The sequence below is a fragment of the Micromonospora sp. DH14 genome (genome assembly GCF_029809455.1).
GTDB lineage: Bacteria > Actinomycetota > Actinomycetes > Mycobacteriales > Micromonosporaceae > Micromonospora > Micromonospora parva.
The window spans coordinates 126,759-152,647 of sequence record NZ_JARVKT010000003.1; the positions used below are offsets into that span (position 1 = coordinate 126,759).

The 25,889-nt window shown below is 71.6% G+C and carries 25 protein-coding genes; 8 read left to right on the top strand and 17 right to left on the bottom strand.

What is annotated here, in order from left to right:
• Nucleotides 1-9 precede the first annotated feature (9 nt).
• The 5 genes from QCZ28_RS06505 to QCZ28_RS06525 form a co-directional block, all read right to left on the bottom strand.
• On the bottom strand, nt 10-414 hold the full coding sequence (locus QCZ28_RS06505; RefSeq protein ID WP_030327602.1) for a hotdog domain-containing protein: 405 nt from the start codon (nt 412-414) through the stop codon (nt 10-12).
• A complete protein-coding gene (locus QCZ28_RS06510) occupies nt 411-1,160 on the bottom strand; it encodes an OAM dimerization domain-containing protein (protein ID WP_030327600.1) in 750 nt (249 codons plus the stop codon). The genes QCZ28_RS06505 and QCZ28_RS06510 overlap by 4 nt, the downstream gene beginning before the upstream one ends.
• Nucleotides 1,161-1,231: 71 nt before the next feature.
• Nucleotides 1,232-2,788 (bottom strand): lysine 5,6-aminomutase subunit alpha, encoded by a 1,557-nt coding sequence (locus QCZ28_RS06515; protein ID WP_279515682.1) that lies wholly within the window; start codon nt 2,786-2,788, stop codon nt 1,232-1,234.
• 34 nt (nt 2,789-2,822) lie between these two features.
• On the bottom strand, nt 2,823-4,388 hold the full coding sequence (locus QCZ28_RS06520; RefSeq protein ID WP_279515683.1) for an amidohydrolase: 1,566 nt from the start codon (nt 4,386-4,388) through the stop codon (nt 2,823-2,825).
• 4 nt (nt 4,389-4,392) lie between these two features.
• Nucleotides 4,393-5,442 (bottom strand): zinc-binding alcohol dehydrogenase, encoded by a 1,050-nt coding sequence (locus QCZ28_RS06525; protein WP_279515855.1) that lies wholly within the window; start codon nt 5,440-5,442, stop codon nt 4,393-4,395.
• 154 nt (nt 5,443-5,596) lie between these two features.
• Here QCZ28_RS06525 and QCZ28_RS06530 point away from each other — a divergent pair, with 154 nt between their 5' ends.
• Nucleotides 5,597-6,988, top strand: a complete 1,392-nt coding sequence (locus QCZ28_RS06530) for a lysine 2,3-aminomutase (protein WP_279515684.1) — start codon at nt 5,597-5,599, stop codon at nt 6,986-6,988.
• A 53-nt stretch (nt 6,989-7,041) separates the two neighbouring features.
• Here QCZ28_RS06530 and QCZ28_RS06535 read toward each other — a convergent pair whose 3' ends face one another.
• The 4 genes from QCZ28_RS06535 to QCZ28_RS06550 form a co-directional block, all read right to left on the bottom strand.
• Nucleotides 7,042-8,106, bottom strand: coding sequence for a hypothetical protein (locus tag QCZ28_RS06535; protein WP_279515685.1), 1,065 nt, complete (start codon nt 8,104-8,106; stop codon nt 7,042-7,044).
• On the bottom strand, nt 8,106-8,669 hold the full coding sequence (locus tag QCZ28_RS06540; protein WP_279515686.1) for an RNA polymerase sigma factor: 564 nt from the start codon (nt 8,667-8,669) through the stop codon (nt 8,106-8,108). Before QCZ28_RS06540 ends, QCZ28_RS06535 begins: the two co-directional genes overlap by 1 nt.
• Nucleotides 8,670-8,737: 68 nt before the next feature.
• Nucleotides 8,738-9,685, bottom strand: coding sequence for a polysaccharide deacetylase family protein (locus tag QCZ28_RS06545; RefSeq protein ID WP_279515687.1), 948 nt, complete (start codon nt 9,683-9,685; stop codon nt 8,738-8,740).
• Nucleotides 9,686-9,832: 147 nt separating this feature from the next.
• Nucleotides 9,833-10,027 carry a CsbD family protein gene (locus QCZ28_RS06550; RefSeq protein ID WP_088989634.1) on the bottom strand — a complete coding sequence of 65 codons (195 nt, stop codon included), beginning with the start codon at nt 10,025-10,027 and terminating at the stop codon, nt 9,833-9,835.
• A 157-nt stretch (nt 10,028-10,184) separates the two neighbouring features.
• On the opposite strand from QCZ28_RS06550, the gene QCZ28_RS06555 reads away from it, so the two are divergent.
• Nucleotides 10,185-10,796 carry a histidine phosphatase family protein gene (locus QCZ28_RS06555; RefSeq protein ID WP_279515688.1) on the top strand — a complete coding sequence of 204 codons (612 nt, stop codon included), beginning with the start codon at nt 10,185-10,187 and terminating at the stop codon, nt 10,794-10,796.
• Here the strand turns inward: QCZ28_RS06555 and QCZ28_RS06560 are convergent.
• The 3 genes from QCZ28_RS06560 to QCZ28_RS06570 form a co-directional block, all read right to left on the bottom strand.
• Entirely contained in the window at nt 10,726-11,232 is a 507-nt protein-coding gene (locus tag QCZ28_RS06560; RefSeq protein WP_030327586.1) for an Lrp/AsnC family transcriptional regulator, read from the bottom strand. The genes QCZ28_RS06555 and QCZ28_RS06560 overlap by 71 nt on opposite strands.
• A gap of 107 nt (nt 11,233-11,339) precedes the next feature.
• Nucleotides 11,340-12,482: an acyl-CoA dehydrogenase family protein gene (locus QCZ28_RS06565; RefSeq protein ID WP_279515689.1), complete on the bottom strand. Its 1,143-nt coding sequence runs from the start codon at nt 12,480-12,482 to the stop codon at nt 11,340-11,342.
• Nucleotides 12,479-13,588: a Xaa-Pro peptidase family protein gene (locus QCZ28_RS06570; protein WP_279515690.1), complete on the bottom strand. Its 1,110-nt coding sequence runs from the start codon at nt 13,586-13,588 to the stop codon at nt 12,479-12,481. The genes QCZ28_RS06565 and QCZ28_RS06570 overlap by 4 nt, the downstream gene beginning before the upstream one ends.
• A 200-nt stretch (nt 13,589-13,788) precedes the next feature.
• Here QCZ28_RS06570 and QCZ28_RS06575 point away from each other — a divergent pair, with 200 nt between their 5' ends.
• Entirely contained in the window at nt 13,789-15,156 is a 1,368-nt protein-coding gene (locus QCZ28_RS06575; RefSeq protein WP_279515691.1) for a glycosyl hydrolase family 18 protein, read from the top strand.
• A gap of 50 nt (nt 15,157-15,206) precedes the next feature.
• Here QCZ28_RS06575 and QCZ28_RS06580 read toward each other — a convergent pair whose 3' ends face one another.
• Nucleotides 15,207-16,094 (bottom strand): winged helix-turn-helix transcriptional regulator, encoded by an 888-nt coding sequence (locus QCZ28_RS06580; RefSeq protein WP_279515692.1) that lies wholly within the window; start codon nt 16,092-16,094, stop codon nt 15,207-15,209.
• Between the two features lie 176 nt (nt 16,095-16,270).
• Here QCZ28_RS06580 and QCZ28_RS06585 point away from each other — a divergent pair, with 176 nt between their 5' ends.
• The 3 genes from QCZ28_RS06585 (at nt 16,271) to QCZ28_RS06595 (ending at nt 18,869) form a co-directional block, all read left to right on the top strand.
• Nucleotides 16,271-16,498, top strand: a complete 228-nt coding sequence (locus tag QCZ28_RS06585; protein ID WP_279515693.1) for a hypothetical protein — start codon at nt 16,271-16,273, stop codon at nt 16,496-16,498.
• A gap of 59 nt (nt 16,499-16,557) precedes the next feature.
• Nucleotides 16,558-17,514: a 5'-3' exonuclease gene (locus tag QCZ28_RS06590; protein ID WP_279515694.1), complete on the top strand. Its 957-nt coding sequence runs from the start codon at nt 16,558-16,560 to the stop codon at nt 17,512-17,514.
• Between the two features lie 197 nt (nt 17,515-17,711).
• The gene (locus QCZ28_RS06595; RefSeq protein ID WP_279515695.1) at nt 17,712-18,869 is read left to right on the top strand and encodes a low temperature requirement protein A; all 1,158 of its coding nucleotides are present in this window, start codon (nt 17,712-17,714) and stop codon (nt 18,867-18,869) included.
• A gap of 34 nt (nt 18,870-18,903) precedes the next feature.
• On the opposite strand, the gene QCZ28_RS06600 is transcribed toward QCZ28_RS06595, so the two are convergent.
• Complete coding sequence (locus tag QCZ28_RS06600) at nt 18,904-19,731, bottom strand: hypothetical protein (RefSeq protein WP_279515696.1); 828 nt, start codon at nt 19,729-19,731, stop codon at nt 18,904-18,906.
• 254 nt (nt 19,732-19,985) lie between these two features.
• Between QCZ28_RS06600 and QCZ28_RS06605 the strand changes: the two genes are divergently transcribed.
• On the top strand, nt 19,986-20,192 hold the full coding sequence (locus QCZ28_RS06605; RefSeq protein WP_030327576.1) for a hypothetical protein: 207 nt from the start codon (nt 19,986-19,988) through the stop codon (nt 20,190-20,192).
• Between the two features lie 221 nt (nt 20,193-20,413).
• Nucleotides 20,414-21,373: a TIGR03557 family F420-dependent LLM class oxidoreductase gene (locus QCZ28_RS06610; RefSeq protein WP_279515697.1), complete on the top strand. Its 960-nt coding sequence runs from the start codon at nt 20,414-20,416 to the stop codon at nt 21,371-21,373.
• A 124-nt stretch (nt 21,374-21,497) separates the two neighbouring features.
• Here the strand turns inward: QCZ28_RS06610 and QCZ28_RS06615 are convergent, their stop codons facing one another.
• The 3 genes from QCZ28_RS06615 to QCZ28_RS06625 all read right to left on the bottom strand — a co-directional run bounded on the left by QCZ28_RS06615 (nt 21,498) and on the right by QCZ28_RS06625 (nt 25,758).
• The gene (locus QCZ28_RS06615) at nt 21,498-23,000 is read right to left on the bottom strand and encodes a hypothetical protein (RefSeq protein ID WP_279515698.1); all 1,503 of its coding nucleotides are present in this window, start codon (nt 22,998-23,000) and stop codon (nt 21,498-21,500) included.
• Nucleotides 23,001-23,172: 172 nt separating this feature from the next.
• A complete protein-coding gene (locus QCZ28_RS06620) occupies nt 23,173-25,269 on the bottom strand; it encodes an amino acid transporter (protein ID WP_279515699.1) in 2,097 nt (698 codons plus the stop codon).
• 87 nt (nt 25,270-25,356) lie between these two features.
• Entirely contained in the window at nt 25,357-25,758 is a 402-nt protein-coding gene (locus QCZ28_RS06625; RefSeq protein WP_279515700.1) for a hypothetical protein, read from the bottom strand.
• Nucleotides 25,759-25,889: the final 131 nt, after the last annotated feature.

Genomic DNA, 25,889 nt, shown 5'->3' on the forward strand with positions numbered 1-25,889 from the left:
AACCCCGGCTCACTCCTCGCGACCGACTGCGGCGGGGACGACAACGGTGCCGGTCGCGGTGACCGCCACGATCGGCGGGTCGAGGACCTCCGCGGCGGACGCGGAACGGTCCGGGCGACCCCGGCACACCACCGCGCAGCTCAACTCCAGGGTGCGGCTGCGGGTGCCCACCCGCGACACCTGCGCGGTCACCTGCACCACGTCCCCGGCGTGGATGGGCGCGTGGAAGCGCACGTCGGCGTACCCGGCGAACAGCCCCTCGTCACCGTCGGTGCGGATGCACACCTCGGTGGCGACGTCACCGAACAACCCGAGCGCGTACGCCCCGTCGACCAGGTTCCCGCCGTAGTGGGCGTGCGAGTACGGCACATACCGCCGGTGCGTCACCGTCAACCCGAGCCGTGCGTCGGTCATGCCATCGCCTTCCGTTGCGTGATCAGGGCGTGCACCAGGTAGCTGGCCACCTCGCCGGGCGTGGTGCCCCGACCGAAGATCCGGTCCACGCCCAACTCGTCGGTCATCGTCTCGTCGAAGCGGGGACCACCGACGATCAGCAGCGGCCGGCGCCCCGCCGGCATCGCCTCCCGGAACGCCGCCGACATCTCCCGGGTGTTGTGCAGGTGCGCGTCGCGTTGGGTGACCACCTGCGACACCAGCACCGCGTCGGCCTTCTCCGCCCGGGCGGTCTCCACCAACTCCGGCACGCTGACCTGCGCACCCATGTTGGTGACCTTCAACTCCCGGTAGTACTCCAGGCCCTTCTCCCCCGCGATGCCCTTGACGTTGAGGATCGCGTCGATGCCCACCGTGTGCGCGTCGGTGCCGATGCACGCCCCGACCACCGACAGCTTGCGCCGCAACCGCTGCTTGATCACCGTGTTGACGTCCTTCGCCGACAGCAACGCGAAGTCACGCTCCACCACCTGCACGGCGTCGAGGTCGACCAGGTGGTTCACCCGCCCGTAGACGACGAAGAAGGTGAACCCGTCGCCCATCGGTTTGGCGTGCACCACCATCGCCGGGTCGATGCCCATCTTGTTGGCCAACTGCACCGCCGCGCCCTCGGCCCGCTTGTCATGGGCCACCGGCAGGGTGAACGACACCTGCACCATCCCGTCACCGGTGGTGTCCCCGTACGGGCGCACGATCTGCTTGCTCACGCCGCCGCCGCTTCGCGCCGGCGGCGTGAGCGCGGGACCGCTGTGCTGGCCGGTTCGCTCGCTACGCTCGCTCACACCGCCTCCAGGATCTGCGTGGCCGGGTTGTAGTAGTCGGCCTCGTGCGCGGCGACCCCGTCGAGGCCCTTGCCCCGGTCCGCGGGCCGCTTCATGATCCCGAAGGTGCCCTCGGCGATCGCCGTCAGCAACGTCTGCTCCCCGATGCGTTCCAACAGGTCCAGCGCCTCACCGAGGACCTGGTTGGCGCGGCGGCGGATGAACCCGCCCGGCGCCGGCACGAAGTCCTCGTGCAGCCCACCGGCCGCGCCCAGGACGTACCGCACGTTCTGCAGGGCGATGTCCCGATCCGACAACCACGGCGTCACCACCGCCTCGGTCATCATCCCCACCAGCAGGATCCCCTGACCGGTCAGCGCACCGGCCAGGTTGAAGAACCCGTCGAGCAGGTTGCCCCGGAACACGTCACCGGTCATGTGTTTCGTCGGCGGCATCCACTTCAGCGGCGCGTCCGGGAACAACTCCCGGGCCAGCAGGGCGTGCGCCAACTCCAGCCGGAACGACTCCGGCACCTCCGGGTTGATCTCGAACGCGTGGCCCAGACCCAACTGCCAGTCCGCCAACCCCGCCTCGTGCGCGAAGAACTCGTTGAGCAGCTGCGACACCGTCACCGTGTGCGCCTCGTCGACGGCGTCGGCGGTGGTCAGGTAGTTGTCCTCACCGGTGTTGATGATGATCCCGGCGCGGGCGTGCACCTGCCGGGAGAACCGCTGGTCGACGAACGTACGCACCGGGTTGATGTCGCGGAACAGAATCCCGTACATCGAATCGTTCAACATCATGTCGAGGCGTTCCAACCCGGCCAGGGTCGCCATCTCCGGCATGCACAACCCCGACGCGTAGTTCGTCAACCGCACGTAGCGGCCCAACTCCTTCGACGAGGAGTCCAACGCCGCGCGCATCAGCCGGAAGTTCTCCTGCGTGGCGTACGTGCCGGCGAACCCCTCCCGGGTCGCGCCCTCGGGCACGTAGTCCAGCAACGACTGCCCCGTCGAACGGATCACCGCGATCACGTCCGCGCCGGCCCGCGCCGCCGCCTGCGCCTGCGGAATGTCCTCGTAGATGTCCCCGGTCGCCACGATCAGGTAGATCCACGGCCGCTGCTTCGGGTCCCCGTGCCGCTTGATGAGCCGGTCCCGTTCGGCGCGCCGCCGGTCGATGCGCCGGATACCCGCGCCGACCGCCCTGCGCGCCGCCGACCGGGCCGCCGTCGCGGCCCGCCCGGTCGGCTGGGTGAACCGCACCGACCCGGCCGCGGCCTTCTGCGCCAGCAACGTCACATCGGTGCCGCCCTCACGGGCCAGGGCGTCGAACACCGGCACCGCCACCCCGTGACCCAACCCCACGTCCGCGGCGACCGCGTCGACGAGCCGGTTCACCCAGGGGATGCCGTCCGGGTCGGCGCCACTCACCCCGGCCAACCGCAGCACCGCCCGCTCCACCGACACGGTGGTGTGGCTGCGGGCCAGGTCCACCACCGGCTGCCCGGCCCGACGCGCCAACTCCCGCGCCCGCGCCACCAACACCGGATCAAGATCAAGCTTGCCGGTCACGCCGCCGCCCCCGCCACACCACTCATCCGCTCGTTCACGACGACCCTTCCTCGTAGATGACCTCACCGCGCAGCACCAGACGCCGACACACCGGCAGCGGCGTCGGGTCGTCCGGACCCCACTGCTCCGGGTCCTCGGCCAGCAACACCGGCAGACCCCGCTGAACCCCCGCCGGTGTCGACCACACCGCGAACGTCGCCGGCGCCCCCAACGCCAGAACCCCCTCGACGTCCAGGTGCACCGCCCGCCACCCACCCCGGGTGTGCGCCGCGAACGCCGAGCGCACCCCCATCCGCTGCGCCGGGTTGTGGTGCGCCGCCGCCGCCCGCACCGACCCCCACGGGTCCAGCGGCGTCACCGGCGAATCCGACCCGAACGCCAACGCCACCCCCACCGAGTGCATCGCACCCATCGGGTTCGACTCCAACGACCGGTCCAACCCCAACCGCGCCTCGTACATCCGACCCGCGCCACCCCACAACCGGTCGAACGCCGGCTGCATGCTCGCCACCACCCCGTACTCCACGAACCGCGCGATCAACCGCTTGTTCATGATCTCCGCGTGCTCGATGCGGTGCCGGGCCGCCCGCAACCGCTCCACACCCACCGTCCGCGCCGCCGCCGCGAACCCGTCCAGGACCGTGCCGATCGCCGCGTCCCCGATGGCGTGGAACCCGCCCTGCAGGCCGTGCGCCGCACAGTCCAGCAGGTGATCGCGGACCTGCTCGACCGTCAGGTACCCGTGCCCGCAGCCGTCACCGTCGCCGTACGGCTGTGACACGTGCGCCGTCCGCGACCCCAACGCCCCGTCGGCGAACAGGTCCCCACCGGCGCCCACCGCACCCAACTCCCGGGCCCGCGCCGCGCCACCCAGCTCACCCCAGTACCCGTACACCTCCGGCAACCCCGCCCCGGAGATGCCCAGCAGACCGGTGAAGTCCTCCTCGTCAGAGATCTCCGGACCACCGCACTCGTGCACCGCCGCGATGCCCAACGACGCCGCGTGCGCCAACGCCACCCGCTGCGCCGCGACCCGCTGCGCCCGACTCACCGACCCCTGCGCGGCCGCCCGCACCACATGGTGCGCGTCGCGCCGCAACCACCCCGACGCGTCGTACCCGGCCTCGGTCGCCGCCTGCGGACACGCCGCCAGCATCGCCGAGGACACCAACGCCGAATGGATCGACGCCTGCGACAGGTACACCCGCCGGCCACCGGCCGCCCGGTCCACCGCCGCCGCGTCCGGCAACGTCGGATCCGACCAACCCGACTCGTCCCAGCCGTGCCCCAGCACCACCGCGTCCGCCGGCAGACCCGCCGCGAACCCGGCCACCGCGTCAAGCAGCTGCCCCGCCGAGCGCACCCCGGACAACTCCAGCCCGGACAACGCCAACCCGGTGTCGGTGGCGTGCACGTGCGCGTCCACGAACGCCGGCGTCACCAGCGCCCCACCCAGGTCCACCACCCGGTCGGCCGACGGCGCGTCGCCATCGGTGCCCAACCAGGCGATCCGCCCACCGGACACCAGCAGCGCGGTCGCGCTCGGGTCGGCGGGGCAGTGCAGCACGCCGCCGCGATACAACGTCGAGGGGTTCGTCATGACCTCAGTCTGCCGCGACCCGCGCCGCGAACAGCTGACGCACCCCCGGCTCGGCCCGCAACAACCCCAACGCCAACTCCGCGTGCCCCGGCACGTACCCGTTGCCGACCAGCATCGTCACGTCCGCCGCCAACCCCTCCGCACCCAACGCCGCAGCGGAGAAGCTCGTCGCCATCGAGAAGAAAATCACCGTGCCGCCGTCCGCGGTGGCCAACACCGCCCCGTGCTCACACCCCGGCACGTCCACGCAGACCACCGTCACGTCCGCCGGGGCGCCCAACGCGGTGGTCACCGCCGTGGACAACCCCACCGGATCCCGGGCGTCGGCCAACGCCACCACCGACGCCAGACCGACGGCCGTCAGCGCGTCACGCTCCGCCGCCACCGGCACCACCCCGACGGTACGGGCGGCGCCCGCGCGCCGCGCCGCAGCCAGCGACAACGACCCGCTCTTACCCGCTCCACCGATCACCGCTACCCGCACCGGCGACGGGTCACCGGCGCGCCGCCGGTCCTCGACGTAACGCGACACCACCCGGGAGGTCAGCGCGGGCGCCCCGCACACGTCCAGCACGGCCAGGGACAACTGCGGGTCCTCGTCGTCGGGCAGCACCGCGGCGATGGACCGCGCGAACAGGATCGCCCACCCGTCGCACGGCACCTGCTCGCTGCGCCCGTCCCAGCGGGCCAACCCGTCGGTGATCACCAACGGCGTCAACGTCAACGACACCAGGGTGGCGACCCGCTGGCCCGCCCGGAGCCCCAACGGGGAGCGCCGACCGGCCTCCTCGACCGTGCCGATCAACATCCCACCCGACCCGGTCACCGGGTTCTGCATCTTGCCCCGGGTCGCAATGATCTCCAGCACCTCGGCGCGGACCGCGTCACCGTCACCGCCGTGCTTCTCCGACAACTGCCGGAAGCTCGCCGCGTCCAGGTTGAGCCGCTGCACCCGGATCCGCACCTCGTTCGGCGCGATCACCGCCGACGTGTCCAGCCGCCAAGCCGCCTGCGGCAGCACCCCCGCCGGTTGCACGACGCGGTGCAGTCCCACCGGTGACGTCACGCCGACCTCCCCCTGTCCAGCCGCCCGAAGCCCCGGTCAAGGCTCGCGTAACGGGAAAACTTACGGCAGACTAGTTTCTGTACCGAATATTTTCCAGTAGCCTTCGGGCTTCGATGATCAGCCGCACCACCGAGGAGGGGCCGTGACCCACACCATCCCGCACCCCCGTCACGCCCCGGTCGCCGCACCGACCGCCGGGCAGCCCTACGAATACCACCGCCGCCCCCTGGTCGAACCGGACTGGACCCGCTTCCCCGGCTGGCGCCACGTCACCCGCGACCAGTGGGAATCCGCCCAGTGGCAGCGCGTCAACTGCGTCAAGAACATCAAGCAGCTCCGCACCGTCTTCGGCGACCTGATCGACGAGACCTTCTACGCCGACCTCGAGGCCGACCAGAAGGCCCTGGCCACCATGTCCATGCTGGTGCCACCCCAGATGATCAACACGATGGTGCCGTTCGCGACCCCCACCACCGAGGCACTGCTCGCCGACCCCATCCGCCGCTACATGATCCCGGTCGCCTCCGACCGCCGCACCGACTGGCCCTCACACCCCTACGCCAGCCGCGACAGCCTCCACGAACACGACATGTGGGTCGCCGAAGGGCTCACCCACCGCTACCCCACCAAGGTCCTCGCCGAACTGCTCTCCACCTGCCCCCAGTACTGCGGGCACTGCACCCGGATGGACCTCGTCGGCAACTCCACCCCCGCCGTCGACAAACTCAAGCTCACCCTCAAGCCCGTCGACCGCTACGACGCCCACATCGCCTACCTCAAGGCCCACCCCGGCGTCCGCGACGTGGTCGTCTCCGGCGGCGACGTGGCCAACGTCCCCTGGCGCAACCTCGAGTCGTACCTCATGCGCCTGCTGGAACTGGAGACGGTCCGCGACATCCGGCTCGCCACCAAAGCCCTCATGGGCCTCCCCCAGCACTGGCTGCAACCCGACGTCGTCGAAGGCCTGGAGCGCGTCGCCCGCACCGCCGCCCGCCGCGGCGTCAACCTCGCCATCCACACCCACGTCAACCACGCCCAGTCGCTCACCCCACTGGTCGCCAAAGCCGCCCAAACCGCCCTCGACGTCGGCGTCCGCGACGTCCGCAACCAGGGCGTCCTCATGCGCGGCGTCAACGCCACCACCCCGGAACTGCTCGACCTCTGCTTCGCCCTGCAGGGCGAAGCCGGAATCCTGCCGTACTACTTCTACATGTGCGACATGATCCCCAACGCCGAACACTGGCGGGTCCCGGTCTGGCACGCCCAACAACTCCAGCACGACATCATGGGCTACCTCCCCGGCTACGCCACCCCCCGGATCGTCTGCGACGTCCCGTTCGTCGGCAAACGCTGGGTCCACATGCTCACCGACTACGACCGCGAGCGCGGCATCTCCTACTGGACCAAGAACTACCGCACCTCCATCGAATCGGCCGACCTGGAAGCGCTCAACAAGCGCTACGCCTACTACGACCCGATCGACACCCTCCCCGAGGGCGGCCAGCAGTGGTGGAACGACCACCGCGACGACTGACCCACCAACGGCGACACCCCCGGGCAGACTGCCCGGGGGTGTCGCCGTTCCCGTCACCGGCAGCCCAGGGCCTCGACGTACCCGGTCGGCGACGTCCCCGCCGCGACCTCGTCGGCGTACCCCCAGAACACCTCCGGCCAGTCACCGGCCTGATCCATGTCCCGCAGCACCCGCCAGCCGCGACTGCCCCGCAGCGCCTCAGCGGCCTGCCGCGCCGCCTCCCCATCCCCGCTCGCTGTCGCCCGCCGCCACTGCTCGATCCACCCGCAACCCACCCGGGACGTCACCCCCACCCCGAACCGGTACGCGTCACTCACCCCGATCTCCTCCAGCGCGCCCACATCGAACCCCGGCGGCAACGGCACGTCAGCGAGCACCTTCGCCGCCCGCTCCCGCACCGGCACGACCATCTCCGCCGGAAGCACCGCCAACCACGTCCGCGCATCCACCCGAACGATGGCCGCGAGAACCCGGTCCAGGTCCTTCCGCGACCAGTTCTCGGAGGACTTGATCTCCACGACCAGGTTGTCGCGGGGACGCAACAGCACAGTGAAATCACCACTGAAGCTCTGGAACACATCGGCCGGCCAACCGTCCACCAGCACCGACCTTCCCGGCCCCGTCTCGCGCTGATCGGCATACCGGTCCGCGTACACGGACGCCGGATACCAGTTCATCTCCAGTTCCCGCACACCCCGGCGAAACCGGACCGTGCCATAGCCTTCGGAGAACTCGGACAGCGCCGCCACCGTCCAACCGGTCTGGTCGACCAGTAACCGCGGGCTCCTCTCCGCCGCCTCCAACGCCGACGGCGAAAAAACCGCCCCGGCTCGCGCACCCGCGCTGACGAGCGGAGAGACCCCGCCGTCCTCGCCCTGCCCCCGCAACACCATGGACGCCGGCACGATGCTCACGAGCACGGCCGCCGCCGTCATGACGCCCGCGAAGCGACGCACCCACAACCGCCGCGGCGCCGACCCGACGGTACGCCGGACCAACGACTCGGACACGATGTCCTCCAGGAGGGTCTGCTTCACCCCGCCGAGGTCCCCCACCATCCCGAGCCCACCCGGGTCGGCATCCCGAACCAGTTCGTCGACACGCTCCTCCGTGCTCATCAATCCTCCTTGCGGGTGGATGCGGTCAGTACGTCGAGTACATGTCCTGGCGGCCCCGGATCGTCGCCGACCAACGCCCGCAACCTCACCCGCGCCCGCGACAACCGGGTCCGCACCGCCGCGGCGGACACCCCCAGCACCGCGGCAACCTCATGCGGCTGCAGCCCCTCCCACACCGTCAGCATCAGCACCTCCCGGTCCATCTCGGCCAGACCGGACAGGGCCGCCCGAACGGCAAGACGCTCCGGCACCTCACTGCCCGGATCGGTCACCGACGCGGCAATCTGCTGGCGTAACCGCTCACCGAGGCGCTGCCGGCGAACGCCACCACGGTGATGATTGGCCAGCACCCGCCGCGCGACCCCGTACAGCCACAGCCGGGTCGCCCCGGCAACCGGAATGTCCTGCCGGCGACGCCACGCCACCAGGAAGGTCTCCGCAACCACGTCGGCCGCGTCCTCCGGATGCGCGACCCGCCGCAACGCGTACGCCAACAGCGACTCGAAATCCTCGGCGTACGCCCGCCGGAATCGGTCCTCGTCCTGCTCTGTCCCGGAGCTCACACCCACTCCATGTCCGGCGCGACCCCTGCCGTGACAGGCCACGCCGGTCAGAGCAGCACGACCGGCGCTCAGCCGCCGGCCAGCACCTCGGACAACGGCGCTGCTACCAGCTCCCGCTTGCGCAACCCGGCCAGGATGTGCGGCAACGCCTCGTCGGTCATCGCCGCGTTCGCCTCGGTCACATGCATGATCACCACGGACCCGGGGCGGACGTGGTCCAGCACCGCGCGCACCAGCGGCTTCCACGCGGTCGCGAAGGGATCACCGCTGACCACGTCCCCGTCGACGACCGTCACACCCAACGGCGCCAACGCGTCCAGCGCCGCCGCGTCGTGGCAGAGCCCCGGAAAGCGGAAGTAGCGGGTCTGCCGACCCCCGTACGGCTCGATCACCTCGAAGGTCTTCGCCACGTCCTCGGCCAGCTCGCCGACCGGCAGCGAGGGCAGGTCGTAGCAGTCCCTGGTGAACGCCGCGTGCCCGTAGGTGTGGTTGGCGACCTCGAAGCGCGGGTTCCCGGCGATCCGCCGGGTCACGTCCGGATAGCGCCGCACCCACTTGCCGGTGAGGAAGAACGTCGCCGGCACCTGCTCCCGCTCCAGCAGGTCGAGGATGCGCAGGTTGGCGTACGACTTCACCCGACCGGCCCGCAGGTTGGCCAACATCGCGTCGGTCATGTCCGCGTCGAAGGTGAGCGCGACCTTGTTGCCGGTCCGCGGCCCGTGGTCCACCACCGGCGCCCTGGCCCCGGTCGGCGTCGCGCCCGGCACCGAGGGACCTGCCTGCGGCGACGGGACACCGGACGGCGTGACCGCCGGGGCGGCACCGGCGGATGGCGCCTCCGACGAGGCGCCGACCGACGGCGCGACGGACGGTGGGGATGGGCTCGACGAGGCGGACGAGCCGACGAAGACCGGCTGGTCCGCGGGCGGCACCCGGGACGCCTCACACCCGGCACCGCCGAGGATGGCCGCCACCACCAGTACGCCAATTGACGGGCGAAGCCCAGCTCGGATCACGCCGCAGATCATCGCAAACGCGAAGGCACCTCACTGCCCCTGCGGGCGGTCGGCAGCGCTCACGGGCGCGCGCCCGGCTCCGGCAGCAGCCGCAGCACGACGGGTCCCCGGGCGCATCGCCGCCCGGGGACCCGCGAACCGCTCAGGTCACTTCGTGAACGAGTCCTTCACGTTGCGACCGGCGTCCTTGACGTTCTGACCGGCCTGCTTGGCGCGCGCGTCGCTCTGCTGGCTGGCGCCCTCGCCACGCATCCGCTCGTTGTCGGTCATGTCGCCGACGCGCTCCCTCGCGGCGCCGGCCATCTGCTCAACCTTGTTCTTTGCCTTCTCGGTGAAGCTCATCGCGCCTCCTCGGTCTGGCGGTTGTCCTGGCTCGTGTGCCCGGTCTCCCGGTGCTGAAACCGGTGGTGCCGGTCGGCACATCCGGTAAAGCGTCCTAGGAAGATAGGTTGTGGTGGGGTCGACTGTCGGGGCAGTCCCGCGATGGTTAACTGGCCGCATGGGAGAGCTCCTGCTGATCCGGCACGGCGAGACCACCTGGAGCGCCAGCCACCGGCACACCTCGTACACCGACCTGGAGCTGACCCCCGACGGCGAGCGACAGGCCCGCACCCTCGCGGCGTTCCTGGCCCCCCGGCGCTTCGTCACCGTGCTGGCCAGCCCCCGCTCCCGGGCGCTGCGCACCGCGCAGCTGGCCGGGCTCACCGTCGACAGCGTCGACGAGGACCTCAGCGAGTGGAACTACGGCGAGTACGAGGGCCGCACCACCGCCGACATCCACGACGACGATCCGCACTGGAACATCTGGACCGACGGCTTCCCCGGCGGGGAGTCCCCCGCGCAGGTGGGCGAACGCCTCGACCGGGTGCTGGCCCGCGTCACCCCGCTGCTCGACCGGGGCACCGTCGCGCTGGTCGGGCACGCGCACAGCCTGCGGGTGCTCGGCGCCCGCTGGATCGGCATGCCCCCGTCCACCGGTGGGCGGCTACGCCTGGACACCGCCACGGTCAGCGCGCTCGGCCACGAACACGGCCGGCAGGTCATCCTGCGGTGGAACCAGCCGGCTCCTCCGGCGCCCGGGACCGCGACCGACTCGGCGCCGCAGCGGTGATCTTCGGCGGCCGGTTCTCGTACGGCGTGGACAACACCACTGTCGTGCGGGTGGTGACGTTCGCCGAGGTGCGGATCTCCTGCAGCACCCGCTCCAGGTCGGTGGGGCTGGCCACCCGCACCAGCAGCAGGTAGAAGTCCTCCCCCGCCACCGAGTAGCACGAATCGATCTCCGGCAGGTGGGCCAGCCGCTCCGGGGCGTCGTCCGGCTGCGACGGATCGAACGGCCGGATCGCCACGAACGCGGTCAGCGGCAGATCCAACGCCTCGAACGACACCCGGGCGGCGTACCCCTTGATCACTCCGCGCTGCTCCAGCCGGCGGACCCGCTGGTGCACCGCGGACACCGACAGCCCCACCCGCTCGGCCAGGTCGGTGTACGACAGACGGCCGTCGGCGGTCAGCGCGGCGACGATAGCGCGGTCGATCTCCTCCACGGCGTGCAACCTACCGGGAAAATCGCCGCACGGCGACGCGGTACCCGGGTGGCGGGCCGCGACAGGCCGTGACACACCCACCGCGACCGCGCCACCGGGCGCCTCCGTCAGCCCTTCGCGAGGGCCCGGGAGATCACCATCCGCTGGATCTGGTTGGTGCCCTCCACGATCTGCAACACCTTCGCCTCGCGCATGTACCGCTCCACCGGGTGGTCGGCCACGTACCCCGCGCCGCCGAGCACCTGCACCGCGTCGGTGGTCACCCGCATCGCCATGTCGGTGGCGAAGAGCTTCGCCTTGGCCGCCTCGATCGCGTACGGGCGGCCGGCGTCGCGCAGCCGGGCCGCTGCCAGGGTCAGCGCGCGGGCGGCGGAGATCTGGGTGGCCGCGTCGGCGAGGAGGAACCCCAGCCCCTGGAAGTCGATGATGGAGCGCCCGAACTGCTGCCGCTCCCGGGCGTAGGAGACCGCGTAGTCCAGGGCGGCCTGGGCCAGCCCGACCGCGCACGCCGCGATGCCCAGCCGACCGGAGTCCAGCGCGGACATCGCGATGGTGAAGCCCATCCCCTCGCCGCCGATCAGCCGGTCCGCCGGCACCCGCGCCTCGTCGAAGGCGATCTGCGCCACCGGAGAGGCACGCAGCCCCATCGTCCGCTCCGCCGCCTGCGGGGTGATGCCGGGCGTGCCCGCGTCGACGACCAGGCAGGAGATCCCCTTCGGGCCGGGCCCGCCGGTGCGGCAGAAGACGTTGTAGAAGTCGGCCGTCCGGGCGTGGGTGATCCACGCCTTGGTGCCGGAGACCAGGTACGCGTCCCCGTCGCGCTCGGCCCGGGTGCTCAGCGCCGCCGCGTCCGAGCCACCCTGCGGCTCGGAGAGGCAGTACGCGCCCAGCAACTCGCCACCGAGCATGTCCGGCAGCAACTTGCGCTGCTCATCGCTGCCGAACGCGGCCACCGGATAGCAGGACAGGGTGTGCACGCTGACCGCCTCGGCGACGGCGAGCCAGCGGCTGGCCAGGATCTCCAACACCTGCAGGTACACCTCGTACGGCTGCGCCGCGCCGCCGTACTCCTCGGGGTACGGCAGGCCGAGCAGGCCGGCGCGGCCCAGCGTCCGCAGCACCTCGCGGGGGAACTCGGCGCGTTCCTCGAAGGCCGCGGCCTTCGGCGCGAGCTCGCCGTCGGCGAGCTCGGTGGCGAGACCCAGCAGGTCGTGGGCCTCGTCGGTGGGCAGGATCCGGTCGACAGTCATAGCGCGATGAGCTCCGTGGGGGTGGTGTTGAGCCGTTGCACGCCGTCCGTTGTGCAGACGACGATGTCCTCGATGCGGGCGCCGTGCCGGCCCGCCAGATAGATGCCCGGTTCGATGGAGAACGCCATGCCGGCTTCCAACGCCCGGTCGTTGCCGGCCACCAGGTACGGCTCCTCGTGCCCGTCGAGCCCGATGCCGTGGCCGGTGCGGTGCAGGAAGGCGGGGCCGTAGCCGGCGGCGGCGATCGGCTCCCGGGCCGCCGCGTCGGCCGCCGCGCCGGTGATTCCGGGTCGCACCGCCTCGACGGCGGCGCGCTGGGCGTCGCGCAGCACCGCGTAGTAGTCCAGGAAGTCGGCCGGCGCCGGCCCACCCACCAGGTAGGTGCGGGTGCAGTCCGAGCGGTAGCCCGACGGCATCGTGCCGCCGATGTCGACCACCACCGGCTCGCCGACGCCGATCGGCCGGTCGGAGGTGCCGTGGTGCGGGCTGGCCCCGTTCGGCCCGGCCGCCACGATGACGAAGTCGACGCTGACGTGCCCGGCGGCACGGATCGCCGCGGCGATGTCGGTGCCGACCTCGGCCTCGGTGCGCCCGGGGCGCAGCCACTCGCCCATCCGCAGGTGCACCTCGTCGATCGCCGCGCCGGCCTCGGCGAGCGCCGCGACCTCCGCCGGGGACTTACGGATCCGCAGCTCGCGCAGCACCTCCCCGGCGAGGCGCTGCGTGGCGTCGGGCAGCGCCGCGCGCAGGCCGAGGACCTGCTCGGCCCACATCCGGTCGGCGAGCCCGACCGCCGCGACCGGGCCGTCGAGGGCGGCCACGACCAGGGGGTACGGGTCGCTGCCGTCGACGTGGTCGACGATGCGCACCCCGGTGTTCGGGGCCGCCTCCGCCGCGGGACGCTCCAGCCTCGGCACGATCAGGGTCGGCTCGCCCTCGGCGGGCAGCACCAGGCAGGTCAGCCGCTCCCCCGCGTGGGCGTCGTACCCGGTCAGGTAGCGCAGGTCGGAGCCGGGGGTGAGCAGCAGGGCGTCCAGACCGGCGGCGGCCGTGGCGCGCTGCGCGGCGATCAGCCGATCGGGCGGATACAGCTCGTCGATTCCCACCCCGTCAGCTTAACGGTCGTTTGGGCAAACTCCCTATCGGCACCGCTCGGCCGGAAATTCATCGGTGTTGATTGACTCGGACAGTTAACACTCTTTAAGATTTGGCTGCCTCGAGGCCCACCCGTACCTGCGTCCCGCACTCCCCGCCCGCGACACCCCGCGTGGGCGGGTGTCGTCCCCCGCCCACGGGAAGGCCCCCGATGTCCTCACCACTACGCCGCGCCCTCGCCGCCGGCCTCCTCGCGCTGGCCACGGCCGGCGCCACCCTCACCGTCGTCCCCACCGCCGCGCAGGCCGTGGTGCTGCCGAACAACTTCAAGAGCGTCGGCTACCTGCCCTCCTGGGCCGGCGACATCAACACCATCCAGTACAACAAGCTCACCCACATCAACTACGCCTTCATCCTGCCCAACTCCAACGGCAGCCTGCAGGGGGTCGACGGTGGCCGGCTCTCGTCACTCGTCTCGCGGGCCCACGCCAACAACGTGAAGGTCTCCATCGCCGTCGGCGGCTGGAACGACGGCAACGACTCGGCCTTCGAGGCGCTCGCCGCCAACTCCACCAGCCGGACCACCTTCGTCAACAACCTGGTCAACTTCGTCAACCAGTACAACCTCGACGGCGTCGACATGGACTGGGAGTACCCGGACCCGGGCGCCTCGGCGAACAACTACACCGCGCTCATGACACAGCTCAGCAGCGCGATGCGCAGTCGCGGCAAGCTGCTCACCGCCGCCGTGGTCTCCGAGGGCTACTCCGTCGACGGCGTCCAGACCGCCGTCTTCCCCCTGGTCGACTGGCTCAACATCATGGCGTACGACGGCGGCAGCCCGCACGCCAACTACGACTGGTCGATCAACAGCATCAACCTGTGGAAGGCCCGCGGACTGCCGGCCAGCAAGGCCGTCCTCGGCATCCCGTTCTACAGCCGCCCCGTCTACTACAACTACTCGTACCTGGTCGGACTGGACCCGGCGAACGCCAACCGGGACTGCGCCACCATCGGCGGCAGCCAGCAGTGCTGGAACGGCATCCCCACGGTCAAGCGCAAGACCCAGTGGGCCCTCGCAAACGCCGGCGGCGTCATGAACTGGGAACTGTCGCAGGACACCAGCGGCTCGACCTCACTGCTCAGCGCCATGTACGACACCATCATGGGCGGCACCACCCCGCCACCGACCGGTCGTACCGGCCGGATCACCGGCATCGGCGGCAAGTGCGTCGACGTGGCCTCGGCGAGCACCGCCAACGGCACCGCCATCCAGCTCTGGGGCTGCAACGGCACCAACGCGCAGACCTGGACCGTGGCCGGCGACAGCACGCTGCGGGCCCTCGGCAAGTGCGCCGACATCACCAGCGGCTCCACGGCCAACGGCGCGAAGGTCCAGCTCTGGGACTGCAACGGCAGCGGCGCTCAGGTCTGGCAGGCGCAGTCCAACGGGACGCTGCGCAACCCGCAGTCGAACAAGTGCCTCGACGCCACCGACAACAGCTCCGCCGACGGCACCCGGTTGCAGATCTGGGACTGCTTCGCCGGCGCCAACCAACGCTGGACGCTGCCGGCCTGACGCCACGCCCGCAGGCTGTTGCCCCGGGGCTCCCGATCGACGCCACCGCGTCAGTCGGGGGCCCCGGCGAGCTCACGGACCACCGTCAGCATCTCCTGCACCGAGCCGGCCGGGTCGGTGACCGGGAACTGCACCGCCCGCACCACCGCCGTCGGGTCGACCAGCAACGTCAGTCGCTTGAACCGGTTCACCCCGCCCGCGCGGAACACCGGCAGCAGCAACCCCGCCCCCAGCCGGCCATCCTCATCGGACAGCAGGGGAAACGGCAGCTCGGCGTACGCGGCGAAGGCGGCGAGCTGGTCGGGCCGCTGGGTGCTGACGCCGTACACCCGGACACCGGCGGCCTGGAAGTCCGGGTGACGCCTGGCGTAGGTGGTCGACTCCAGCGTGCACCCCCGGGCACCGGGAATCTCCGCCCAGCCGAGCGGGTAGCCGTGCGTCCCCGGCGCGTACGCCCCCGGGAACAGGTAGAGGACGCTCCACGTGTCCGTCGCGGCCAGCGCGACCGGCTGCCCGTCGGCGTCGGGCAGGACGATCTCGGGCAGCCGCCGACCGACCAGATCATGTGCCCGGCGCGCCTCGGCCGAGCCGGCGTCGGCGGTAGCGGTCAGGTCACCGTCACCCATGAGATACCTCGTCCCCCAGTCCTGCATGGCGATCAGCACCGGCAACAGGCCCTCGCCCCGCGCGGTGAGTAGGTAGTCGTAGCGGGGCGGGTGGTGCGAATACGCTCTGCGTTCCAGCACACGGTGCTCGACCAGTGCGGCGAGGCGTTCGGTCAGCGCCCGCCGGCTGACGCCCAACTCCCGTTGGAGCGCGTCGAAGCGGGTCGTCCCACCGGCGACGTCGCGAACGATGAGGAAGGTCCACCAGTCCCCCAGCACGCCGAGCGCCTGCGCGATGCCGCAGTCCGCATCGGCGAGATCCTCTCGCCGCACCGGCCACCTCCATTGGTCCCACCCCGACTATAGTTCGTTCCGGATTGGAACGGACCGGGCGGCGACGGCCGGGAGCCCGGCACGCTCCCGCGCGTCGGTTTCCCTCATCGAACGCCACCGGGAGCCCTAGCCTGGAAGCGGGGAGCCGCCCGGACTCCCCGACCGGGAGGACCGACATGGCAGCGAACCAGGCGAGCCAGGCCGCGACACGCCGCCGCCGCCAACTCTGGGCCGGCGTCCTCGCCCTCGTCGGCCTGGTCCTGCTGATCATCGGCCTCACCGTCGCCGACGGCGTCGCCGCCTGGATCGAGGTGGTGGTCGCGATCCTGCTGCTGGTGACCAGCTACATCGTGCAGCACCTGGCCCGCCGCGAGACCGTCTACCAGCCCGACGAGCGCCGCTGACCCCACCGAACGGCCGGGCGTACCCCCGATCGTCAGTGGGTTGTGCCAGGCTGTCCGGCGTGGCACACCGACCCCCGATCCTGCTGATCGACGCAGCCAGCCTCTACTTCCGGGCCTACTTCGGCATTCCGGAGTCCGCCGCCAAGGCCGAGGACGGCACCCCGGTCAACGCGGTACGCGGCTTCCTCGACATGCTCGCCACCCTGATCCGGGTGCGCGGCGCCGACCGGATGGTCTGCGCCCTGGACCACGACTGGCGTCCGGCGTGGCGCGTCGACCTGCTGCCGTCGTACAAGGCGCACCGGGTCGCCCCGCAGGGCGGCGAGATCGTTCCGGACACCCTCTCCCCGCAGGTCCCGATGATCCTGGAGGTCCTCACCGCGGTCGGCATCACCGCGGTCGGCGCCACCGGCTACGAGGCCGACGACGTGCTCGGCACCCTCTCGGTGACCCAACCCGGCCCGGTCGAGGTGGTCTCCGGAGACCGGGACCTGTTCCAGCTCGTCGACGACGCCCGAGAGGTCCGGCTGCTCTACGTCGGGCGCGGCGTGGCCAAACTCGACGACTGCGACGACGCCGCGGTGCGGGCCCGCTACGGCGTACCGGCCGACCGGTACGCCGACTTCGCCGCGCTGCGCGGCGACCCGAGCGACGGACTACCCGGAGTGGCCGGCGTCGGCGAGAAGACCGCCGCCCGACTGATCGAGCGCTACGGCAGCATCGCCGGCATCCTGGCCGCGCTCGACGACTCCGACTCGTCCTTCGCGCCCGGCCTGCGCGCCAAGCTGGTCGCGGCACGCGACTACCTGGGCGTCGCGCCGACAGTGGTCCGGGTCGCCCTGGACGTGCCCCTGCCGCAGCTGCCCACCGCACTGCCGAGCGCGCCGGCCGACCCGGACCGGCTGCTCGAACTCGCCCAACGATGGAACCTGGCCGGCTCGGCCCGCCGCCTGGTCGACGCCCTCGCCGCCCCCCGCGGGCAGGCCACCGCCGCGACATCCCCGGAACCGGGCTGACCACCCCGACACCCGGGAGCCCGAGTCGATCAACCCGGTCGGGGGACGGGCGGGCGAACGCGCGACAGTGCCCTCGCCCGCTCGTTACCGTCCGTTGAGGCGGACCCACAGGTCCATCGAGTCGAACGGTTCCGCAGGAGAATCCCGTGCACCTCCCCGCGCCGGAACCCGGGTCACCACGGGCCAGCGGTCCACCGGTGCGCGACCCGGAGGGACCGCGCCGGGTCACCCTCCTCGAACTCTTCTTCGACCTGGTGTACGTGGTCGCGCTCGCGCTCATCTCGCGGGGCATGGTCGACCAGCTCGACTGGCACCGCGCCGCCGAGGCGCTGATCATGCTGGCCGCCGTCTGGTGGACCTGGGCGATCACCACGCTCGTCACCGACATGTACAACCCCGAACGCACCGAGATCAAGCTACTGATCACCGCCGTGATGTTCGGCGCGCTGCTGATGACCACGGCGATCCCGGAGGCGTTCAACAATCGAGGGATCGTCTTCGCCGGCACGTACGTGGCGATCCACCTGGGGCGTGGCCTGTTCCTGATGCCAGCGGTACGCCGCGAACCACAGACCCAACGGCGGGCGGCCCGCATCTTCCTGTGGTTCGTGGTGTCGGCGATCCCGTGGCTCATCGGCGCTTTCGTCAGCGGGGACGCCCGGATCGCGTGCTGGGCCACCGCGCTCGCCATCGACTACCTCGGCTTCCGGCTCGCGTACCCGGTGCCGGGGCTGGGGGTGGTCCCGGAGCAGCAACGCAACGTCACGGCGGAACATCTCTCCGAGCGCTACCAGCAGTTCTTCATCATCGCGCTCGGCGACGCCATCCTGACCATCGGCACCATGGTCAGCATGGAGCACAACGAGGCCGAGAACATCGGCGCGTTCGCTGTGGCGTTCCTGACCACGCTGCTGCTCTGGCGGATCTACGTGCACAAGTCCGGCGAACTGCTGCCGACCGCCATCCAGACGGCCCGCTCCCCCAGCAGGTTCCTGTTCAGCGCGCCGTACACCCATCTGTTGATGATCGCCGGCGTGGTCACCACGGCGTCCGGGTTCCACCTGGTGCTGCACGAACCGACCGGACGGACGCCGCCGGCCTGGCTCGCGGTGATCCTCGGCGGCCCGGCGCTCTTCCTGGCCGGCCGGGCCTCCTTCGAGTACGAGGTGTTCAGCCGGGTGTCCTGGTCCCGACCCGGTGGGGTGCTGGCGCTGCTGACCGTCGCGCCCGCCCTGCTGTACCTGCCGCCGGTGTTCGCCTCGCTCGGCGGGCTGCTGGTGCTGGTCGGCGTGGCCTACGCGGACTTCCGGCGCAGCCACGGCAAGCCACCGGAGGCCCCCTCACCGCCGCACTGACGCCGGCCGGGCCGCGGGCGTCACCGGCGACGGCTCACACCAGCGCCCCCGCGTACCCCCGGACCTGCAACCGTTGCCGGGCGGTGCCCGCCAGACGCACCTGCAGGCCCAGCGGCGCGGCGGCGCGGCGCACGTCGTCCAGGTGCAGCGACCCGTGCCGGTCCACCGTGAGCACCGGCGGTTCTTCGAGATCACCCTCCGGTGCGTGGAACGAGAGCAGGGTGACCGAGGTGGTGAGGTAACCCGGGTACGCGGCACGGGCGGCGGCCTCGTCCCGGTGCACGAGCACCACCAGATCGTCGAGGTGGGCGAAGTCGGCGGCCAGGGCGTCCGCCTTCCAGTGCGCCGGTTCCTCCGCCGCGCCGGTCAGATGCCGCGACCGGTTCGCCGAGGTGATGTAGAGGTGATCGGTGCCGGTCTCGGCGAGCGCCCGCTCGAAGAGGGCGTTGGACGGGCAGGTCAGCCCCGGTGCGATCACCTGGGTGGTCCGCATCCCCTGGTCGACCTGGGTGAGGTGGTCGGGGAGCCGGTCGGCGGCCGGCCCGCGGAAGCCGAACGGTCCGGCCCCGTAGAGGGCGTCCATCAGCGCGCGCACCCGACCGACCGGCAGCCGGGGCGAGATCCGCGTCCAGTCGAACATCCCCGGGATCCGGCCGATCGCTGTGGTGATGCTGCCGACCTGATGGGCCGGTCGCCCCTTGGCCAGGTTGACCCGGCGCACGGTGGCCGCGTCCGGACGGCTGACGATGACGTAGAAGTTGGCGAACGCCGCCGCGACGATCGCGCCGCCAGCGAGCGCGCGGGCCGCGACCGCGACGTCCTCGGGGCGGTCGATGTACAGGGGCGGTGTCGGGGCGTCCATGAGTCCTCCTCGGCGGGGCCGTGAGGCAGTTCTACGTCCACTCAGCCCGATCGCGGCGAGGTCGGTCGTCGATCCGATAGCCGACAGGCGCTACCCGGTGCGGGCGGCGGATGCCCGGGCGGTACGCATCGGCGGACGGCATCGGCCGGACGGAGGATCCGCCGCAGGGGCCTTAGCACGCAACAGTTAGCGGCGCGACCCGATTGGGTACAACCGCTGCACCTCAGATCCACCACATACCTCAGGAGGCAGCGATGCGCGGCACCTCGATTCTCGGAGTCATCGTCGTGATCTGGTTGGTGATCGGCGCCATCGCCGCTGGCCAGCGCGGCTACTACAGCGGCGACGACACCAACTGCGCCGAGGCCGGCACCATCCTGGTCACGATCGTGGCCGGGCCGCTGAACTACATCGGCGCCAACCCGAAGGTCGACTGCAAGCTGCCCGAGCCTTCCAAGTAGGACAGACGCCCGTCAGCCCGTGCCCCCGCCCTGGGGGCACGGGCTGACGCGTTTCGGGGCGGGGCCGTCGACGCGGGCGGCCGGGTGTGGTGTGTCGTGGCGCGGAGCCGTCACACCCCGTAGGGCATCCTAGGAGGCTGGTTCGCAGGTGTCGTGCGGCGTTTGCCGGTGCCCCGGCCGGGAAGGGAGCCCTGCCAGCCGGACGGACATCGGGAGCGCGCATGCAGATCGGCTACAAGTTGGCCTCGGAGGGGTACGGCCCACAGGAGATCATCCGACAGGCCGTCCTGGCCGAGCGGGCCGGCTTCGACTTCGTCGAGATGAGCGACCACTTCCACCCCTGGCTGGACGCGCAGGGGCACTCGTCCTTCACCTGGAGCGTGCTCGGCGCCATCGCGGCCAGGACCAGCACCCTGCGTCTGGCCACCGGTGTCACCTGCCCGACCGTCCGCTACCACCCGGCGATCATCGCCCAGGCCGCGGCGACCATGGCACTGGTCTCCGACGGCCGGTTCACCCTGGGAGTGGGCGCTGGCGAGCGGCTCAACGAGCACGTGGTCGGGCAGGGCTTCCCCAGCGTGCGGGGCCGACACGAGCGGCTACGCGAGGCGCTGAAAATCATCCGGCTGCTCTGGCAGGGCGGCTACCAGTCGTACGAGGGACGGCACCTGCACCTGGAGGACGCCCGGGTCTTCGACCTGCCGGACACCCCGCCCGTGATCGCGGTGGCGGCCAGCGGTGAGGCGTCGGCGCGGCTCGCCGCCGAGTTGGGCGACGGCCTGTTCGCCACCGAAGCGGACGCGTCGATCGTCGAACACTACCGACGCGCGCAGGGTGCCGGCCCCCGCTACGCCGAGGTGCCCCTGGCCTGGGCCACCGACGAGCGGCAGGCGGTGCAGGCGGTATTGCAGACGAGCCGGTGGATGGTGACCGGCTGGAAGGTGATGAGCGAGCTGCCGAACCCGGTCAACTTCGACGCGGCGAGCGCGTACGTCGAGGAGAAGCACATCCGGCAGCTCTTCGCCGTCGGCCCGGACCCGGAACCGCACGTCGCCAAGGTCCGGTCGTACGTCGACGCCGGCTTCGACCACATCGTCCTGCAGAACGCCGGCCCCGACCCGGACGGCTTCCTCGACTTCTTCGCCGGCGATCTCGCCGGCCGGCTACGCGCGATGGGGTGACCCCGGCAGGCGGCGGGGTGACGTCGGCGGCGGCGATCGACCGGGGCGGGCACGGGCGAGCCGCCCCGACCGATCATCGGAGCGGCTCGTCCGCGTTCTCGGGATGAGGTGCGCGGGTCGACGTTCAGCGGAAGCAGTGCGCGATCGGCACCTGGCTGCCCTCGCAGTTGGTCGGCTCGTTCTCGACGACCACGCTCTCATCGTCGATCTTGACCTGGGCGTGCATGCCGAAGACACCACCGGGCTTCAGCGTCGACGCGTTGTGGGTGACCTTGCTGGTGTAGATCGCCACCGAGCCCGCGCTGGCGTAGATGCCGCCACCCTGCGACGCCGCGCCGACGGCCTCGTTGCGGACCACGTCGCTGCCCCGTACCAGCAGGTTCGCCTTCTCGGCGTAGATGCCGGCACCCAGGCCGTGGGTGGTGTTGCCCTCGACCACGCTGTCGTCGAGCGGCGTCAGGCCCTTCACCGTCGAGATGCCGCCGCCGTTGACGGTGGACGTGTTGCCCCGGATGGTCATCGTGCGCATCACCAGCACCGCGTCGGAGTTGGCGGCGCCGCCGCCGACCTGCGCGGTGTTGTTCAGCAGCTCGGTGTCGGAGACCTTCGTGCGGGCCGAGAAGCTGGCCAGCCCGCCCCCCTGGGTGGCGCTGTTCTGGGTGAAGGAGACGCTCTCCACGTCGGCGGCACCCCGGTAGTTGCCGAGCCCGCCGCCGTAGCCGTTGGCGCTGTTGCGGTGGAACTCGGAACGCTTCAGCGTCAGGACACCACCGTTGAGCAGGCCCCCGCCCTTGCCCGCGGCGCCCGAGGCGCTGTTGCCGACGAACGTGGAGTCGGTGACCACCATGTTGCCGTCGTTGAAGATGCCGCCACCGCCGCCCTCGGGCGACAGCGAGGTGCTCTGCGAGACGGTGACCCGTTCCACCACGGCGGTGGCGCCGTGCACCACGTGCACACTGCCACCCTCGATGGCCGAGCGGCCGTTGTGCAGTTCCATGTCCCGCAGGGTCAGCTCGCCGCCGTCGCGGACGGTGAAGAAACGGAACGGGGCGGCCTGGGCGTCACGGGCGATGGTGGCGCCCGCGCCGTCGATCGTGATGGCCTGGTAGATCACCGGCAGTCCGGCGGTGTCGTCGGCCGGGTTGTGCGGCGGCGCCTCGGCGTCACCGGGGGTCTCCGCCGCGTCCGCCGCCTCCCGGGCGTCGCGGATCCCGCCGTCGTACTGATCGGTCTCGTGGAACGCCTCGGTGAGGGTGTAGCGGCACTTGGGCGCGAGCCGGAGTTCGCCGCCGCCCTCGGCGTTGGCCGTCACCAGCGCCGCGACCAGCTTCGCGGCGTCGCAGGGCACCGACACGACGCCCCGCTTGCCGGTGCCCGGGGTGCTCGGTCGGTCCTGTTCCGGGCCGTCCTGGTCCTGCTGCGCCGCCCGCCGGTCGCCGTCACGGCGGTCGTCGTCGGCCGCCGGGGTCAGTCGGGCCAGACCTGGGAGGGTGTGGGCGCGGTCGGCGGCGGCAGCCGCTCCGGCCACGCCCACGACCAGGCTCCCCGCCAGTAAACCGCCGGCTAAGAACCATCGGGACCGCCGTCTGGGTCGTCTCGCGCGGTCTCCCTCTCGGTACGTGGACATCAACGGTGCCTACCTTCCTGCCTACCTGACGTGACCGCGCCGATCCGGGCGCGGAGGGCTCGACATGCTCGCCGACCACCAAACGTCACGATAGGTCCGTAATACGGACAGGAAGGTGTGAACGTGAATAGTGCCCTCTTTCATCTTCAATACCGGCAAACCGGCATCGACGTCACCCACCGACGTGGATGCCGGGCCGGCGCAGCGGGTCCCGTTCGGTCCGACGGATGATCTCCCGCACCACCGGCGGGGTGTCCCCCCGACCCAGGATGAGGTAGCGCGCCAGGTGCGCGATGGGGCTCCCCTCCGACCACTCGAAGTGCGCGTGCGGCCGGACCCCGGTGGCGTCCCGCAGGGCCAGCAGGATCGCGGCGATCGCGTTGGGCGCGGCCGGACTGTTGGCCCGCAACACCCGGAAGCCGCCCACCTCGATCCCGTGGACGCGCAGCACCTGGCTGAAGTCCGACGGATCCACCACGTCGATCTCCAGGAACAGCACGTCCGCGGCGCCGGGGACCGGATTCATCCCGCGCTGCGCCCGCTCCTTGATCGTGTACTCCTTCACCGACCCCTTCTGCCGCTTGTTCGCGATCAGGTGCAGCTGCCCGTCGTGCGCCAGCGACTCGGTGACGAACCGACGGGCCGGTTCGTCGAACTCGATCCGCTCGGCCCGCAGCTCGGTGGTCCGGGTGACCCGGGAGACCAACGAGACCGCGATGATGCCGAGGATGAACAGCGCGGAGATCGTGATCCCGTCCGGCTGTTCGATGACGTTCTCCAGCAGCGCGTACAGCAGCACCAGGGTCAGCACGGTGAAGCCGATGGCCGAGGCGCGCCGGTGGCGACGGGCCGCGGAGATCGTCACCGCCACCGCCCCGGAGACCATCATCGCCAGGATCCCGGTGGCGTACGCGCCGGCCTGGGCGTTGACGTCGGCGCGGAAGGCGATCGTGATGGCGACGCTGACGACGGTGTAGACGATCACCACGGGGCGCACCGCCCGCGCCCACTCCGGCGCCATCCCGTACGACGGCAGGTAGCGCGGCACGATGTTGATCAAGCCGGCCATCGCCGACGCCCCGGCGAACCAGAGGATGAGCACACTGCTCACGTCGTAGACACTGCCGAACACCTCACCCAGGTAGGTGTGCGCCAGGAAGGCCAGCGCCCGCCCGTTCGCGGCGCCGCCCGGCGCGAACTCCTGCTTCGGGATGAGCGCCGTGGTCACGAAGGTCGTCGAGATCAGGTACACCGACATGATCAACGCGGCGGTGGTGAGCAGTCGGCGCGTGTTGCGGATCCGGGCGGCGAGCCGGGCCTGCTGGTCCGGACCATCCGCCGCGACCAGGGGCATCATGCTGACCCCGGTCTCGAAACCGGAGAGCCCCAGCACCAGCAGCGGGAACGCCAGCACCGCGGTGAGCAGCACGTGGCCCGGTCCCCCGCCGGTCGTGGTGATCGCGGCCGTCCAGTCCGACACGATGCCCGGGTCGGCGGCGATCCGGGCCACCGCGACCACGACGATCACCGCGTTGAGCACCAGGAAGACCGCGACCAGCGGGATCGCCACCACCACCGCCTCGCGGAATCCGAGCAGGAACACCCCGCCGAGGATCAGCAGCAGCACCACGGTGACCACGACCGGCACCAGGGACCCGTGCACCGTGTCCGGCAGGTACGGGTTCTCCAACAGGTGCACGGTGGCGTCGGCCGAGGAGAGGGTGATCGTGATGATCCAGGAGGTGGCCACGAAGCCGAGCAGCACCAGGACGAAGATCTTGCCCCGCCAGAACGGCAACAACCGCTCCAGCATCGCCACCGAACCCTGACCGTGCGGGCTCTCCTGGGCCACCCGCCGGTACATCGGCAGCATGCCGAACAGGGTGAGCACGACGATCAACAGGGTCGCCAACGGGGAGAGCGCACCGGCTGCCACCGCCGCGATGCCCGGCAGGTACGACAACGTGGAGAAGTAGTCCACGCCGGTCAGGCACATCACCTGCCACCAGGCGTGCCGACGGCTCTGCCCCTCGATCGCCTCGGGGCCGGGCGGCTGCACCTGGTGCTGGAAGAGCCACCGGCGCAACGGGCTGGTCGGCGACAGTGAGCGGGCCGGGGTGGCCACACGTTCGGGCACCACGACACCCTGCCGGCCGCCCCGGTGCGGGCGGGCCGGGTCGCGGGCCGCCCGCAGTGCCGGGTCCGGCCCGGTCGGGGCATGCCGGCGGCCGTTCCAGCGTCGTGGTTTAGCCCGGTGCTCGTCACCCATCGCCAGTCCCACCCTCACAGGTCCTGATCCGACGGTAGGCGCTGCCCCGGCGCCCGGTCGGCGGAACCGGCCACCTGTTCGGCCTGCTCAGGACAGGTCCGCGACGGCGAGCATCCGGGCCAGCGCGGGTGGGTCGGTGACGGTCACCGTGGCCGCCGGGTGCCGCAGCCGCCCGCCGGGCAGCAACGCCGGCACCGGTACGCCGAAGCGCAGACAGATCCCGCCGACCGTGCTGCTGCCGAAGGTCGCACCGCCGTCGGCCAGCGACAGGTGCGGGCCGATCGCCCGCCACCAGCGGTACGGCCCGCTCAGCTCGACGGCGACGACGTTGTCCCGGGCGGTCCGCAGCCGCCACGGCCCGTACCGGATCATCAGGTCCCGTTCGCTGACGGCGACCCAGGCCGTCGCCGGACGGACCCCCAGCAGGGCCAGCATCGGCCGGAACGCCGCATCGAAGCGGAACGGAAACCGCGCCGCGACGCCGGTCATCGGGCGCCGGGCCGCGCGGTGGGTCGCGACACCGGGCCGCCCGGCCGCAGCGGGCCGGGCCGCGCGGGCCGGGGGCGGGCGGCGGGCCGACGCCGGGCCAGGACGGTCATGGCGCGGGCGTACCCGATCCG